The organism is Micromonospora sp. KC207, assembly GCF_004348615.1.
Lineage (GTDB): Bacteria > Actinomycetota > Actinomycetes > Mycobacteriales > Micromonosporaceae > Micromonospora.
Genome location: NZ_SMKJ01000211.1, coordinates 1 through 12,945, shown reverse-complemented (window position 1 = coordinate 12,945; position 12,945 = coordinate 1). Strand labels below are relative to the sequence as shown.

The following is a 12,945-nucleotide window of genomic DNA, read 5'->3' as shown; positions in this document are numbered from 1 at the left end:
CCCGCCCCGCCGACCTCGGCAACCGGATTACCCGCCCCGCAGGGTGGCGGACCGCCGCCCACCGGGGTCGACGCGGCGTCAGAGCGCGGTGACGTCGGAGACGACGACGGTGACGTTGTCCGGTGCGCCGGCCTGGTGGGCCAGCTTCACCAGTTGCTCGCCGCACTGCTGGCGGTCGCCGTTCATGGCCAGGGCCGCGGCTATCGCGGCGTCGTCGACGTAGTCGGAGAGCCCGTCGCTGCACAGCAGCAGCCGGTCGCCGGCGAAGACGGTGAGCGTGCCGATCGCCGGGGGCGTGTCGGCACCCTGCACGGCCCGGGTCACCAGCGACCGTTGCGGGTGGTGCCGCGCCTGGTCCGGGGAGAGCGTGCCCTGGTCGACCAGCGCCTGGACGAACGTGTCGTCCCGGGTGAGCTGGGTCAGCTCGTTGTCCCGCAGCAGGTAGCAGCGGGAGTCACCAACCTGGGCGAGGACCAGGACGTCGGCGGCGAGCAGGCCGGCCGTGAGCGTCGTACCCATGCCCTCGCGCGCCGGGTCGACGGAAATCGCGGCCCGGATGCGCTGGTTGGCGGTGCTCACCACGGCCCGCAGCGCGTCGGCGGCCCCCTCGGTGGTCGTGGGCGGGTCCAACTCGTCGAGGATGCGAATGACGATCTCGCTCGCCACCTCACCAGCCGGCAGGCCACCCATTCCGTCGGCGACGGCGACCAGGCGGTCACCGGCGAGGGCGGAATCCTCGTTGTTGGTCCGCACGAGGCCGACGTCGTTGAGGATGGCCGAGCGGAGGATCAGCGTCATACGACAAGCTTGCCAAGAAGACCCGCCCGGCGTCTCTACGCGCTCCCGGGTCGGCGCGAAAAGAATCTTGCGGCGGCGCGGGAGGGTCCTGCGGCGGTCCGTGCCGATGACCGGTCAGCGGCGGGGGTAGCGCAGCAGCAGGCTCGCCCAAACCTCCTCGTCGCCGACGGCCGCGTAGCCGTGCGGCACGTCCGAGGTCCAGCGCAGGTGCCCGCCGGGCCCGGCCGTCGACGGAGCGTCCACCGGCCCGGCGCGGAGCTGCCCGGCGAAGACGGTGACGTGCTCGGTGACCCCGGGCTGGTGCGCGGGTGAGAGCTGCCCGACGCCGGGTGCGACCCGCATCCGGTACAGCTCGTACGTCGCCTCGGCCTCGGTGAACACCTCCAGCAGGGTTGCGCTCACCGCCGTTCCGCGCACCGTGGGGGTCGCGGCCGGCCCGGAGAGCGCGGCGGTCAGCGGCACCCCGAGTTGGGCGGTGACGGCGTAGAGCGTCTCCAGGGTGGGGTTGCGGGTGCCGTTCTCCAGGCCGGAGAGGGTGGCCTTTCCCACCCCGGCCAGTCGGGCCAGAGTGGACAGTGACATCCCGCGCTCCTCGCGCAGGGCACGCACCCGGGCACCGACCGCGCCGGCCTCCGAGGCTGCCTGTTCCCAGGCTGGTCCCGGGGTTGGTGCTAACGACTCCATCCCGCTATCGTGCTACACGCTTCCGTTCCGTAAACGGAACGGCAAGGGGGGAGAGTCGTGACCGGTCTGCTGCAACCCGTGCTCGCCGGTGTGGTGACCGCGCTCGTCGGCTTCGCCAGCTCGTTCACCGTCGTGCTCGCCGGGCTGCGCGCCGTCGGCGCCGACGAGCGCCAGGCCGCCTCGGGGCTGCTCGCCGTCAGCGTCGCGTCCGGCCTGTGCGCGGTGTGGCTGGGGCTGCGACACCGGCTGCCGATGGCGGTCGCCTGGTCCACCCCGGGGGCGGCGCTGCTGGTGGCCACCGGTCCGGTCCCCGGCGGCTGGCCGGCCGCCGTTGGCGCGTTCGTGGTCTGCGGGGCGCTGATCGTCGCCGCCGGCCTGTTCCCGACCCTCGGCCGGGCGGTGGCCGCGATCCCCGGCCCGATCGCCGCCGCGATGCTGGCCGGTGTGCTGCTGCCGCTGTGCACCGCGCCGGTCCGCGCCCTGGTCGAGGTGCCGAGGCTGGCCGCGCCGGTGGTCGTCACCTGGCTGGTCCTGCACCGCTTCGCCCGCCGCTGGGCGGTGCCCGCCGCACTGCTGGCGGCGGCGATCGCCATCGCCACGACCACGCCGGGCGGGGTCGGCGCGTACAACCTGCACCCGGTGTTCGTGCTCACCGCGCCCGAGTGGACGGTGCCGGCGGTGGTCGGGCTGGCAGTGCCGCTGTTCCTGGTCACCATGGCCGCGCAGAACGTCCCCGGGATGGCGGTGCTCACCGGGTACGGCTACCGGCCCCCGCTCGGCTCCGCGCTGCGGGTCACCGGCCTGGCCAGCGCGATCGGTGCCCCGGCCGGTGGACACGCGGTCAACCTGGCCGCGATCACCGCCGCGCTGGCCGCCGGCCCGGACGCCCATCCGGACCCGGAGCGCCGCTGGGTCGCCTCGGTCACGGCGGGGGTGGGGCTGGCCCTGCTCGGCCTCGGGGCGGGCGTCGCCACCGCCCTGGTGCTGCTCTCCCCGCCCGTGTTGATCGAGGCGGTGGCCGGGCTCGCGCTGCTCGCCGCGCTGGCCGGGGCGGTGTCGGCGGCGGTCGCCGACCCGGCGACCCGGGAGGCGGCAGTGGTGACCTTCGTCGTCACCGCCTCCGGGGTGAGCCTGCTCGGCGTCGGCGGCGCGTTCTGGGGGCTGCTCACCGGCTGGCTGATGCTGCTGCTCCTGCGCCGCCGTCGCGAGACGCCGCCTACCGAGCCGGCCCCGCCGTCCGCCGAGTCGGCCCAACTCGCCGAGCCGGTCCCGTCGCCTGCCGAGTCGGCCCAACTCGCCGAGCCGGTCCAGCCCGCCCGGGCCGCCGAGGCGGCTCCGGCTCGGCGGGCTGGGGACTAGATCGACTTCATGCCGGCGACATTGCGGTGTCCCAAAGCAGATATCCCCGCGATGTCGGCGACTTGGAGTCGATCAAGGCCGGCTCCGGCCAAGGCCGGCTCAATCAAGGCCGGTCCCGATCAAGGGGCCCTGCCGGGGTCACTCCTCGGCGGGGAGGGCTGCGGCGAGGACGTCGAGGCGTACCCGGCCGTCGGCGACGGCGGCGATCTGGTCGGCCAGCACGTAGACCGCGCCGGTTGGGGCGCGGTCGGTGGAAACCTTCAGATAGCCGGTACGCAGCAGGCGGGCGGCCAGGTCGGCCGGGACGTCCGGCTCCTCGACCGCCGCCGACTCGATCAACTCGTCCAGGCTGCCGCCCGGGTCGGCGGTCGGCGCCTGCATGGTCACCGCGTACGGGTCGCCCCGCTGGACGAGGTCCACGGTGCCGATCTCCGCCCCGGTCACGTCGACCACGGGCATGCCGGTGGTGACGCGGGAGATGCCCGCCTGCTGATCCGTGCCCTGCTGATCCGTGCCCTGCTGCTCCATTCCGGGGCGGTTCCCACCCCGCCGCCCGACTAAACGCCCCGCCGGTCAGGCCCGGCTGGCCCGTCCCGACCGCCCCGGTCGGGCCCGACTGAACGCCGCCCGGTCAGGCCCGGGTGCCCGGGGTCGGGAGCCAGGAGCCCGGCGGTCGGGGCGACAGCTCCCGCCAGCCGTCCGCCCCGGCGAGCAGCGCGCGGACGGTCTCCTCGGCCTCCTCCGCGCTGGGGTGCTCGTAGAACTGGGAGACCCCCTCCGCGCCGCCGGCGCGCTGCTCGACGTGCCACCGGTCGCCGTCCACCCGGAGGAAGACGTCCCGCCGCGCCAGTCGCCCCCACTTGCCGTTCCACCAGTGCTTCCGCTGCTCCATAGCGGGACTCTATCGAACATGTGTACGAGGCGGTCCGGCCCCCACGGGAATCGCGTGGGGGCCGGTGTGCAGGTGGGTGTCAGCGCGCGGCCGGGGGCTCCGGGTTGTGGCCGAGCACGTCGTCCAGGGCGCCCCGCTGCTGGCCCGGGGTGGTGTGGCCGGCGGCCACCAGCGCGTCCCGGATCTCGGTGAGCAGCTTGACCTCCTCGCTGGGAGCCGAGGGCGGCGGCTCCTCGCCGCGCTTGCGCCGCTCGGCCAACTTGTTCATCGGGTAGACGACCAGGAAGTACAGCGCCGCCGCGGTGAGCAGGAAGGTGATCACCGCGTTGACGAAGGCGATCCAGTCGAAGGCGATGCCCCGGAACTTGGGGGCCGTGCCGGCCAGACCCTTGTCGCTGCCGGTGATCAGCAGCACGAAGACGCGGATCAGCGGGTCCAGGAACGACTTGGTGAGCTGGGTTACCACGCCCGTGAACGCGGCGCCGATGACGACGCCGACCGCGAGGTCGACGACGTTCCCGCGCATGATGAAGTCTTTGAAGCCCTTGAGCATCCGTTTACTCCCGTGGGTCCGGTTTACCGTCGGGGGCGACCTATTCCCCCCGGGGATGCTCCAGGAAAGCACCAGCCTCCCGAGCCGCCAAGCCCGGGTCGCCGGCGCGGATGGCGTCCACCAGCCGGGCGTGGTCGACGTACCGCTCGGGCTCCAACGCGTCGCCCATCGCCTGGGTGATCGTGCTGCGCAGCGCCACGCCGACCGACGCGTACAGCTCGGCGAGCATGCCGTTGTGCGCGGCGGCCACCACCGCCGTGTGCAGGGCCGCGTCGGCCTCGACGAACTCGTCGACCCGGCCCGCGTGCCAGGCGGCTTCCCGGGCGGCGAGCGCGCCGTCGAGGGCGGCCAGGTCGTCGGGGGTACGCCGCAGCGCGGCTAGCCGCGCCGCCTCCACCTCGAAGGCGCGGCGCACCTCGACCACCTCGGCCATCCGGTCGTCGGTGAGTCGGCGGGCCACCACGGGGCCCAACTCGTCGGTCGACACGACGTACGTCCCGGAGCCCTGCCGGCACTCCAGCACCCCGGAGTGCACGAGGGCGCGGACCGCCTCGCGGACCGTGTTGCGCCCCACCCCGAGGGTGGCGACGAGCTGTGGCTCGGTGGGGATGCGCCCACCCACCGGCCACTCGCCACCGAGGATGCGCGCCCGGAGCTGCTCGATCGTCTGCCGGATCCGCTGGCCCCGGGGCGGCGGGGGCGCGGAGTCAACCGACGGTGGCACTGGTTACATCACCTGCCCAGAATTCATCCCATGATTGTAGGTTGAAGGTCATGACCCCGCCACCGACCGCCATCGCCGAACCCACCACCGGGATCGCCCGGCCCCGACCGACCGTCGACGTGGCCCGGGACCCGGCTCCGGCCCCCGCCCTGAAGCCCGGGCGGCGCGCGGAGCGGCCGGTGACCGGCGGGCTGCTGGTGCTGGTCGGCATGCTGCTGGTCGCCCTGAACCTGCGCGCCGCCGTGACCAGCCTCGGTGCCCTGCTCGGCGAGGTCCGCACCGGCCTCGGGCTCTCCGGGGCGATGGCGGGGCTGGTCACCACCCTGCCGACGATCGCCTTCGCCGGGCTCGGCGCGCTCACCCCCTGGCTGGTCCGCCGGTACGCCCCGGCCCGGGTGCTCGTGGTCGCCATGACGGCCCTGGCCGTCGGGCAGGTGCTGCGCGTGGTCACCGACTCCGCGCTGGTCTTCGTGGCCACGAGCGCGCTGGCGCTGGCCGGCATCGCGGTGGCGAACATCCTGCTGCCGATGCTGGTGAAGCAGCACTTCCCGCACCGTACCGGGCTGGTCACCGGCGCGTACACGATGGCGTTGACGGCGGGCACGACGGTGGCCGCCGCATCGGCGGTGCCGGTGGCGCACGCCTTCGGGTCCTGGCGGGCCGGGCTCGGGGTCTGGGCCGCGCTGGCCGCGCTGGCCGTACTCCCGTGGGTGCCGTTGGCGCTGCGGGCCCGCGCCGCGCGGCGGGTCGCCGCCCCGACGGCGGTCGCCGCCACCCCGGCCCGGGTGCGACCGGCGCGGACCCGGCTCGGCTGGGCGATGGCGGTCTACTTCGGCGCGCAGTCGCTGAGCGGGTACGCGATCATGGGCTGGCTGGCGCAGCTCTTTCGCGACGCCGGCTTCCGCCCGGAGGCGGCCGGGCTGCTGCTGGCCGGGGTGACCGCGCTCGGCGTGCCGGTGGCGCTGCTGATGCCGGCGCTCGCCGGCCGGCTGCGGACGCTGCGCCCGCTGGTGTTCGGGCTGACCGCCTTCTCCGCCGCGTCCTACCTGGGGCTGGCGCTCGCGCCGCACTCCGGGGCGCTGCTCTGGGTGGCCCTGCTCGCCCTCGGCCAGGGCGCTTTCCCGCTGATCCTCACCACCATCGGGCTGCGCGCCCGCACGGCCGAGGGGACGGTGGCGCTGTCGGCGTTCGCGCAGAGCACCGGGTACGTGATCGCGGCGCTCGGCCCGCTGCTGGTCGGCGTCCTCTACGAGGCGACCGGCGGGTGGACCGCGCCGATCGGGTTCCTGCTCGTCGCCCTCGCCGTGCAGGCGGTCGCGGGCATGGCGATCGCCCGCCCCCGGTTCATCGAGGACGAGCGCTGAGCGGGGCGGTTTGCAGCCAGTGCTGAGTGCGCGGTCAGGAGGAGGCCGGAGTGGGGTCGCCCGCGACGGCCTGCTCGACCGTCGGGTACGTGTGCAGCACCTCGACCAACCCGCTGACCTCCAGGATGCGCAGCACCCCGCGCTGCGGTGCGGCCAGCCGAACCACGCCGCCGGCCTCGTCGCAGCTGTTCTTGGCGCGCACGAACACGGACAACCCGGTCGAGTCGCAGAACGAGACTTCCGTCAGGTCGAAGACGAGGCGGCTGCGGCCCTTGTCCAGCAGGTCCGTGATCTGGTCCTGGAGCTGTGGAGCCGTCGCCATGTCCAGTTCGCCCGCGACCGACACGACGACCACGTCGCCGCGCTGTTCCGTGTGCACCGTCAGAGACATTCGCCGACCTCCTGCTCCTATACCGGAAAACCGTATCCCACGGGCGGCCTCCGGCGCAGAACGGGAGCGACGGGGGTGCGCGTCGTCATGTCGTTGCCGTGTGGCAAGTAGTTCCCCCTACCCGGTGGTAGAGTCCGGCCGACCCAGGCCAGAGGGAGGATGCCATGGCGTTGAGCGCCGAGGAAAGCAGTCGGCTCACCGGTCTGCTCGGCGAGCACGCCGAGCGGATCACCAACCGCTGGACGGAGCTGCTGGCTGCCTCGTTGCGCGGCCGGCTCAGCCAGGCGGAACTTCGTCGCCAGGTGCAGGAGCTGCACCATGCCATGATCGAAGCCGCCCGCAGCGGCGGATTCGACCTGGAGTCCGAGTCGGCCGGCGAGCTGCGGGCCGTGCTGGCCGAGCTGTCCCGGGGCCGGGCCCGACAGGGCTTCACCGCCACCGAGACGGCGACCAGCGTGTACGCCCTCAAGGACGTCATGCTGGAGGTGCTGGAAACCGACACGACGGACGCCCGCACGCTGCGCGACTACGTGGCCTTCTCCTCCCTGGTCGACCAGATGGGGCTGTTCACCTTCGAGAGCTTCGTGCGGACCCGGGAGAGCCTGATCGCCGACCAGGCCGAGCAGCTTCTCGAACTCTCCACCCCGGTGGTCAAGATCTGGGAGGGCGTGGTCGCCGTCCCGCTGGTCGGCACGCTCGACTCGGCCCGCGCCCAGGTGGTGATGGAGCGGCTGCTCCAGACCCTGGTCGACACCAGCTCGCCGTACGCGATCATCGACATCACCGGCGTGCCGGCGGTGGACACCCAGGTCGCCCAGCACATCCTCAAGACGGTGGTGGCCGCCCGGCTGATGGGCGCCGACTGCATCATCTCCGGCATCCGGCCGCAGATCGCCCAGACCATCGTCGCGCTCGGCATCGAGTTCGGTGACATCGCCACCAAGGCCAGCCTCGCCGACGCGCTGCGGCACGTGCTGCGGCTGACGGGCGTGGAGGCCGCGCGCCGCCAGCCGCGCCGGGAGTCCTGATGGAGCGGGTGCCGGTCCTGAAGATCGGCGACATCCTGCTCGTCTCGATCCAGGTCGACATGTCCGACCAGACGGCGGTGCAGCTCCAGGAGGACCTGGCCGAGCGGATCGTCGCCACCGGCTGCCACGGCGTGATCATCGACATCACGGCGCTGGCCATCGTCGACTCGTTCGTCGGCCGGATGCTCTCCACCATCGCCGCCATCTCCAGGGTGCTCGACGCCGAGACGGTGGTGGTCGGGATGCGTCCCGCCGTCGCCATCACCCTGGTCGAGCTGGGCCTGTCGCTCGACGGCATCCGCACCGCCCTGAACGTGGAGCGGGGGATGGGGCTGATCGCGGCGACCCGGGACGACGACCACGGTTACGACGACGCCGACGAGCCGGGCGACCAGCCGACGGACACGAGGTGACCGCGGGCGTCGACCGGGGCCACCCGCAGGCCCAGGCGATCCGGAGCGACGAGGACGTGGTGCGGGTCCGCCAGCTCGTGCGTACGGTCGCGGTGGCGGTCCGGCTCTCCCTGGTCGACCAGACCAAGCTGGTCACCGCCGCCAGCGAGCTGGCCCGCAACACTCTGGTCTACGGCGGGGGCGGCACCGCCGAGGTGTCCATGGTGGACAACGGCCTGCGGCGCGGGGTGCGGATCGTCTTCGCCGACGACGGCCCCGGCATCGCCGACCTGGACCTGGCCCTCACCGACGGCTACACCACCGGTGGCGGGCTCGGCCTCGGCCTCAGCGGCGCCCGCCGCCTGGTCGACGAGTTCGACATCGACACCGGGCCGGAGCGGGGCACCCGGATCACGGTCACCAAGTGGTCCCGATGACCGTCGACGACGTGTCCGACCACGGCCTGTGGTTCCGGGTGGAGAGCGGCAGCGCGGCCAGCGCGGTCCGGCGGGCCGCCGAGCGGCTGGGCGGGCAACTCGGCATCGGCGACGCCCGCACCGCCAACCTGGCCATCGTCGCCGCCGAGCTGACCAGCAACCTGGTCAAGCACGCCAGGGACGGCGTGCTGCTGCTGCGCCCCGTGCGCCGGGGCGGGCGGGCCGGCGTGGAGCTCGTCGCCATCGACTCCGGACCCGGCATGGCCGACCTCACGGTCTCCTTTCGGGACGGGCACTCCACCACCGGCACGCTCGGCATCGGGCTCGGTGCCATCATGCGCCAGGCCGACTGGTTCGACGGCTACTCCCGCTCCGGCCGGGGCACCGTCCTCGCCGTACAGGTCTGGCCGAAGGGGGCCGCCCCGGCGCAGTCCTGGGCCGGCGCGCTGACCCGGCCGCTGACCGGCGAGCCGGTCAGCGGCGACGGGTACGCCGTCCGCGTCGCCGAGGGGCGGCACCAGGTGCTGGTCTGCGACGGGCTCGGGCACGGTCCGCTGGCCGCGTCCGCGACCGACGCGGCGCTGGCCGCGTTCCGGGCCGCCCCCGCCGAGTCGCCGGCCGCGGTGGTGCAGTACCTGCACCGGGCGATGTCGCACACCCGGGGTGCCGCGCTGGCCGTCGCCGAGCTGGACGGGCAGGCCCGGCTGCTGCGGTACGCCGGGCTGGGCAACATCGCGGCCTCGGTGCTCGCCGAGGGCGACCGGCGGCGCGGGTTGGTGTCCCTGCCCGGCATCGCCGGCCACCAGCGACCGGTCGTCCGCGAGTACGAGTACCCCTTCCCCGCCGGGGCGTCGCTGGTGATGCACAGTGACGGGGTGGTGGATCGCTGGCAGCTCGACGACTACCCCGGCCTGTCGGTGCGGGCCCCGCTGGTGCTGGCCGCGACCGTGCTGCGCGACGCAGGGCTGCGGCGGGACGACGCGTGCGTACTCGCCGCGCGGGCGCCCTGGTGACCGGCCCGGCGCGCGGTTCGTCGCTGCTCCAGATGGCACTGCGGGTCGAGCACGACATCTTCCTCATCCGGCAGCGGGGCCGGGAGGTGGCCGAGGCGGTCGGGCTGGAACACCAGGACCAGGTCCGGCTCGCCACCGCGCTCAGCGAGGTGGCCCGGGACCTGCTGCGGATCTGCGGCGGGGCGGACGTCACCTTCGCTGTCGCGATCGAGGCACAGGGGCCGGTCAGCCTGTGGGTGGACCTCGCCCCGGCGCGTCCGCTCCCCGGCGGCCGGTACGAGCCGCAGTCCGGCGCGGTGGCGCGGCTGGTGGACATGCTGAGCGTGGTGGGCCGCGGGAACGATACGGTCGTGAGGATGTCCCGACGTGTCCCGGCCAACGCGCAGGCGCTGACGCCGGAGCGCCTCGCCGAGCTGCGCGCCGAGCTCGGCAGCACCGCTCCGGCCAGCGCCCTCGACGAGCTCGCCCTACAGAACGAGCAGCTCATCGCCGCCCTCGACGAGGTGCGCAGCCAGCGCGACGAACTGGCCGAACTCAACGAGGAGCTACAAGAGACCAACCGGGGCGTGATGGCCCTGTACAACCAGCTCACCGAGGAGTTGGAGGCGACCAACCGGGGCGTGGTGGCCCTCTACGCCGAGCTGGACGAGAAGTCCGCCCAGCTCCGTACCGCCAGCGAGTCGAAGAGCCGGTTCCTGGCCAACGTCAGCCACGAGCTGCGCGCCCCGGTGACCGCGATCATCGGCCTGAGCCGACTGTTGGCCGACTCGGCGTCCGACCCGCTCACGGCCGAGCAGGCCCGCCAGGTGGGGCTGATCCGGGACTCGGCCATCGATCTGCTCGGCCTGGTCAACGATCTGCTCGACCTCGCCAAGGCGGAGTCCGGGCGGCTGGAGCCGAACTGGACCGAGGTGGACCTGCGGGCGGTCTTCGGTCAGCTTCGCGGCACCCTGCGCGCGCTGTCCACCAGGCCGGGCGTCCAGCTGGTGGTGGAGGACCCGCCGCCGCCCGGCACGGTCCGCTCCGACGAGGTGCTGCTCGCCCAGGTGCTGCGCAATCTGCTGCACAACGGGCTGAAGTTCACCGAGTGCGGCGAGGTCCGGCTGCGGGCTGAGGTCCGCGACGGGCGGTGGTGGCTGGCCGTCTCCGACACCGGGGCCGGCATCGCGCCGGAGCTGCACGAGCGGATCTTCGAGGAGTTCTACCAGGTGCCGGGGAACACCCGCGTCGGCGGCACCGGCCTCGGCCTGTCGTACGCGCGGCGGGTGACACACCTGCTCGGCGGCACCCTGGAGCTGACCAGCGAGCCGGGACGGGGCAGCACCTTCACCGTGACCCTGCCCGTGGGCGGAGCGTGACGGTGGAGGGCGGTCAGGGGACCGTGCTGGTCGTCGACGACAGCCGCACCAAGCGATACCTCCTGGTGAGCTGGCTGAGCCGGGCCGGTTTCGCGACGCTGGAGGCGGAGAGCGGCGGCGAGGCCCTGGCCCGGGTCGGGGTGGACCAGATCGACCTGGTGGTGCTCGACGTCCGGCTACCCGACCTGACCGGGTTCGAGGTCTGCGAACGGATCAAGAGGGCCCATCCGGCGATGCCGGTGGTCCACGTGTCGGCGCACGCCGTCGACGTGACCGACCGGGCGCAGGGCCTGACCCGGGGCGCGGACGCCTACCTCGCCGAGCCGATCGAGCCGGACGAACTGATCGCCACCGCCAATGCGGTGCTGCGCTACTACCGGGCCCGGCAACGCGCCGAGCTGCTCGCCGGTCGGCTCAGCCGGCTCGCCGAGACGACCCTCGCCGTCAACTCCGCGCCGAACTTCCCCCGGCTGATGGCCGCCGCGGCGAAAGGCGCGGCGGAGATGCTCGGCACCCCCGTCGTCGTGCTGGCCGAGACGATGGACGGCACCACGCTCGCCGCCGCCACCACCGGCCCCGGCGCGGTTCCGCTGATCCGCCCCTGGCCCATGCCGGCCGACGACGTGCCGATCGGGGCGATCCTGCGGGAGAAGGTGGACCCGGCCGAGTGGGCGGTGCACGACTGGGCCGGTGAGCCGGAGCTGGTCGTCGCGGTCGCCCGGCTGCGCGCCGACCGGTCCCCCATCTACGTGGCGGTGCCGCCCCGGGCCCTGGTCCCGGACGCCCCGGTGGTGCGCCAGCTCGCCCAGGCCCTCGCGGCGGCGGTGGAGGCGCAGCGGACCCTCGACGAGGAGCACCGGATCGCGGTGACCCTGCAACGCAGCCTGCTGCCGCGCCGGCTGCCCGAGGTGCCCGGGCTGGACCTGGCCGTCCGGTACGAGCCGGCGAGCGCGCAGACCGAGGTGGGCGGGGACTTCTACGAGCTGGTGATGCTCGGCGACGAGCTGCTGGTGGCCATCGGCGACGTGGCCGGCCACTCGCTGCACGCGGCGACGGTGATGGCCGAGCTGCGGCACGCGGTGCGGGCGTACGCGGTCGAGGGGCACCCGCCCGGCCTGATCCTGACGCGGGTCAACGAGCTGATGCGCACGCTGCTTTCCGGCGAGTTGGCCACCATCTGCGTGCTGCTGCTGCACCCCGGCACCGGTCGGGTCCGGCTGGCCAGCGCCGGCCATCTGCCGCCGCTGGTCACCCGCGACGGTCAGGTGGAGTACATCCAGCACTCCGCGCCGCTGCTCGGCGTCCGCGCGGATCGTCCCGCCGACCTGGAGCTGGTCCTGCCGGCCGGGTCCACGCTGGTGCTCTACACCGACGGGCTGATCGAGCGGCGTGACGCCACCATCGACGAGGGGCTGGCCGCCCTGGCCCGGTGCGCCGAGACGGTGGACGACGACCTGGACGGCTTCTGTCAGCGGCTGGTGGTCGAGCTGGCCCCCACGGAGATCCAGGACGACGTGGCGGTGGTGGCCGTCCGCCGCCGATAGAGGTGTAAGGAAGGGCACCTTGTTAACGCTTTCTGTATAGGAAGGGCCCCCTCCTAACACACGCACCCCGAGGTGCGCCCGCCGCCGCGCGACCGTGCGCCGACGCACCGCCGCGACGTGCGTTCAACGCCTGCCCTCGCGCAGCCAGCCGAGGAAGCGCCGGTGCAGCGCCTCGGGCGACGGCGCGGTGTACGGATACGCCTGGTTGAGCTGCTCGTCCGCCTCCAGCATCAGGCCGGCCAGGTAGACGGCGAGCGTGACCGGCGCGTCGGCGTACTCGTGCAGGAGCCGGCGGCGGGCCGGCGAGCAGGGCCACGGTCCGCCGCAGGCCCGGCAGAGCCAGATCGGCCGGGCCGGCAGATGGTCCCGGGCAGGCGGGCCTTCGCGTGGGGGCAGGCGGTTCCGGGC

16 protein-coding genes are annotated in these 12,945 nt (G+C 73.9%); 8 read left to right on the top strand and 8 right to left on the bottom strand.

From position 1 onward, the window contains the following. Positions 1–78 precede the first annotated feature (78 nt). Together E1258_RS23060 and E1258_RS23055 are read right to left on the bottom strand one after the other, a co-directional pair. Positions 79–798 carry a PP2C family serine/threonine-protein phosphatase gene (locus E1258_RS23060; RefSeq protein WP_132404801.1) on the bottom strand — a complete coding sequence of 240 codons (720 nt, stop codon included), beginning with the start codon at positions 796–798 and terminating at the stop codon, positions 79–81. A gap of 114 nt (positions 799–912) precedes the next feature. Further along, positions 913–1,380 carry a helix-turn-helix domain-containing protein gene (locus E1258_RS23055; RefSeq protein ID WP_243715629.1) on the bottom strand — a complete coding sequence of 156 codons (468 nt, stop codon included), beginning with the start codon at positions 1,378–1,380 and terminating at the stop codon, positions 913–915. 159 nt (positions 1,381–1,539) lie between these two features. Between E1258_RS23055 and E1258_RS23050 the strand changes: the two genes are divergently transcribed. Further along, on the top strand, positions 1,540–2,841 hold the full coding sequence (locus E1258_RS23050; protein ID WP_132404797.1) for a benzoate/H(+) symporter BenE family transporter: 1,302 nt from the start codon (positions 1,540–1,542) through the stop codon (positions 2,839–2,841). Between the two features lie 138 nt (positions 2,842–2,979). Here the strand turns inward: E1258_RS23050 and E1258_RS23045 are convergent, their stop codons facing one another. From E1258_RS23045 to E1258_RS23030, 4 genes are all read right to left on the bottom strand, one after another. Continuing rightward, positions 2,980–3,369, bottom strand: coding sequence for a hypothetical protein (locus tag E1258_RS23045; protein ID WP_132404795.1), 390 nt, complete (start codon positions 3,367–3,369; stop codon positions 2,980–2,982). Positions 3,370–3,472: 103 nt separating this feature from the next. Continuing rightward, positions 3,473–3,733: a hypothetical protein gene (locus E1258_RS23040; protein ID WP_132404793.1), complete on the bottom strand. Its 261-nt coding sequence runs from the start codon at positions 3,731–3,733 to the stop codon at positions 3,473–3,475. A gap of 79 nt (positions 3,734–3,812) precedes the next feature. Next, positions 3,813–4,286, bottom strand: coding sequence for a large conductance mechanosensitive channel protein MscL (mscL, locus tag E1258_RS23035; protein WP_132404791.1), 474 nt, complete (start codon positions 4,284–4,286; stop codon positions 3,813–3,815). 40 nt (positions 4,287–4,326) lie between these two features. Continuing rightward, positions 4,327–5,010 carry a FadR/GntR family transcriptional regulator gene (locus E1258_RS23030; protein ID WP_132404789.1) on the bottom strand — a complete coding sequence of 228 codons (684 nt, stop codon included), beginning with the start codon at positions 5,008–5,010 and terminating at the stop codon, positions 4,327–4,329. 119 nt (positions 5,011–5,129) lie between these two features. Here E1258_RS23030 and E1258_RS23025 point away from each other — a divergent pair, with 119 nt between their 5' ends. Then, complete coding sequence (locus tag E1258_RS23025) at positions 5,130–6,374, top strand: MFS transporter (protein ID WP_371688668.1); 1,245 nt, start codon at positions 5,130–5,132, stop codon at positions 6,372–6,374. Positions 6,375–6,408: 34 nt separating this feature from the next. On the opposite strand, the gene E1258_RS23020 is transcribed toward E1258_RS23025, so the two are convergent. Next, entirely contained in the window at positions 6,409–6,765 is a 357-nt protein-coding gene (locus E1258_RS23020; protein ID WP_007074059.1) for an STAS domain-containing protein, read from the bottom strand. A 164-nt stretch (positions 6,766–6,929) separates the two neighbouring features. Between E1258_RS23020 and E1258_RS23015 the strand changes: the two genes are divergently transcribed. From E1258_RS23015 to E1258_RS22990, 6 genes are read left to right on the top strand one after another with little or no spacing between them, the layout of a single operon-like run. Then, a complete protein-coding gene (locus tag E1258_RS23015) occupies positions 6,930–7,793 on the top strand; it encodes an STAS domain-containing protein (RefSeq protein ID WP_132404785.1) in 864 nt (287 codons plus the stop codon). Beyond that, the gene (locus E1258_RS23010; RefSeq protein WP_132404783.1) at positions 7,793–8,206 is read left to right on the top strand and encodes an STAS domain-containing protein; all 414 of its coding nucleotides are present in this window, start codon (positions 7,793–7,795) and stop codon (positions 8,204–8,206) included. The genes E1258_RS23015 and E1258_RS23010 overlap by 1 nt, the downstream gene beginning before the upstream one ends. Then, on the top strand, positions 8,203–8,622 hold the full coding sequence (locus E1258_RS23005) for an ATP-binding protein (RefSeq protein ID WP_132404781.1): 420 nt from the start codon (positions 8,203–8,205) through the stop codon (positions 8,620–8,622). Before E1258_RS23010 ends, E1258_RS23005 begins: the two co-directional genes overlap by 4 nt. Beyond that, positions 8,619–9,635, top strand: a complete 1,017-nt coding sequence (locus tag E1258_RS23000) for a SpoIIE family protein phosphatase (RefSeq protein WP_132404779.1) — start codon at positions 8,619–8,621, stop codon at positions 9,633–9,635. Before E1258_RS23005 ends, E1258_RS23000 begins: the two co-directional genes overlap by 4 nt. Before the next feature lie 32 nt (positions 9,636–9,667). Next, a complete protein-coding gene (locus tag E1258_RS22995) occupies positions 9,668–10,993 on the top strand; it encodes a sensor histidine kinase (RefSeq protein WP_132404805.1) in 1,326 nt (441 codons plus the stop codon). Between the two features lie 2 nt (positions 10,994–10,995). Next, positions 10,996–12,537: a SpoIIE family protein phosphatase gene (locus tag E1258_RS22990; RefSeq protein WP_132404777.1), complete on the top strand. Its 1,542-nt coding sequence runs from the start codon at positions 10,996–10,998 to the stop codon at positions 12,535–12,537. Positions 12,538–12,660: 123 nt separating this feature from the next. On the opposite strand, the gene E1258_RS22985 is transcribed toward E1258_RS22990, so the two are convergent. After that, positions 12,661–12,945 (bottom strand): hypothetical protein (locus E1258_RS22985; protein WP_371688667.1); only part of this gene is annotated, 285 nt, incomplete at its 5' end.

Excerpts from the sequence above, each read along its gene's own strand:
- E1258_RS23015 (WP_132404785.1), top strand. The coding sequence starts at position 6,930 with ATGGCGTTGAGCGCCGAGGAAAGCAGTCGGCTCACCGGTCTGCTCGGC.
- E1258_RS23000 (WP_132404779.1), top strand. The coding sequence starts at position 8,619 with ATGACCGTCGACGACGTGTCCGACCACGGCCTGTGGTTCCGGGTGGAG.
- E1258_RS23055 (WP_243715629.1), bottom strand. The coding sequence starts at position 1,380 with ATGTCACTGTCCACTCTGGCCCGACTGGCCGGGGTGGGAAAGGCCACC.
- E1258_RS23010 (WP_132404783.1), top strand. The coding sequence starts at position 7,793 with ATGGAGCGGGTGCCGGTCCTGAAGATCGGCGACATCCTGCTCGTCTCG.
- E1258_RS23040 (WP_132404793.1), bottom strand. The coding sequence starts at position 3,733 with ATGGAGCAGCGGAAGCACTGGTGGAACGGCAAGTGGGGGCGACTGGCG.
- E1258_RS23045 (WP_132404795.1), bottom strand. The coding sequence starts at position 3,369 with ATGGAGCAGCAGGGCACGGATCAGCAGGGCACGGATCAGCAGGCGGGC.
- E1258_RS23060 (WP_132404801.1), bottom strand. The coding sequence starts at position 798 with ATGACGCTGATCCTCCGCTCGGCCATCCTCAACGACGTCGGCCTCGTG.
- E1258_RS22995 (WP_132404805.1), top strand. The coding sequence starts at position 9,668 with ATGGCACTGCGGGTCGAGCACGACATCTTCCTCATCCGGCAGCGGGGC.
- E1258_RS23020 (WP_007074059.1), bottom strand. The coding sequence starts at position 6,765 with ATGTCTCTGACGGTGCACACGGAACAGCGCGGCGACGTGGTCGTCGTG.
- mscL (WP_132404791.1), bottom strand. The coding sequence starts at position 4,286 with ATGCTCAAGGGCTTCAAAGACTTCATCATGCGCGGGAACGTCGTCGAC.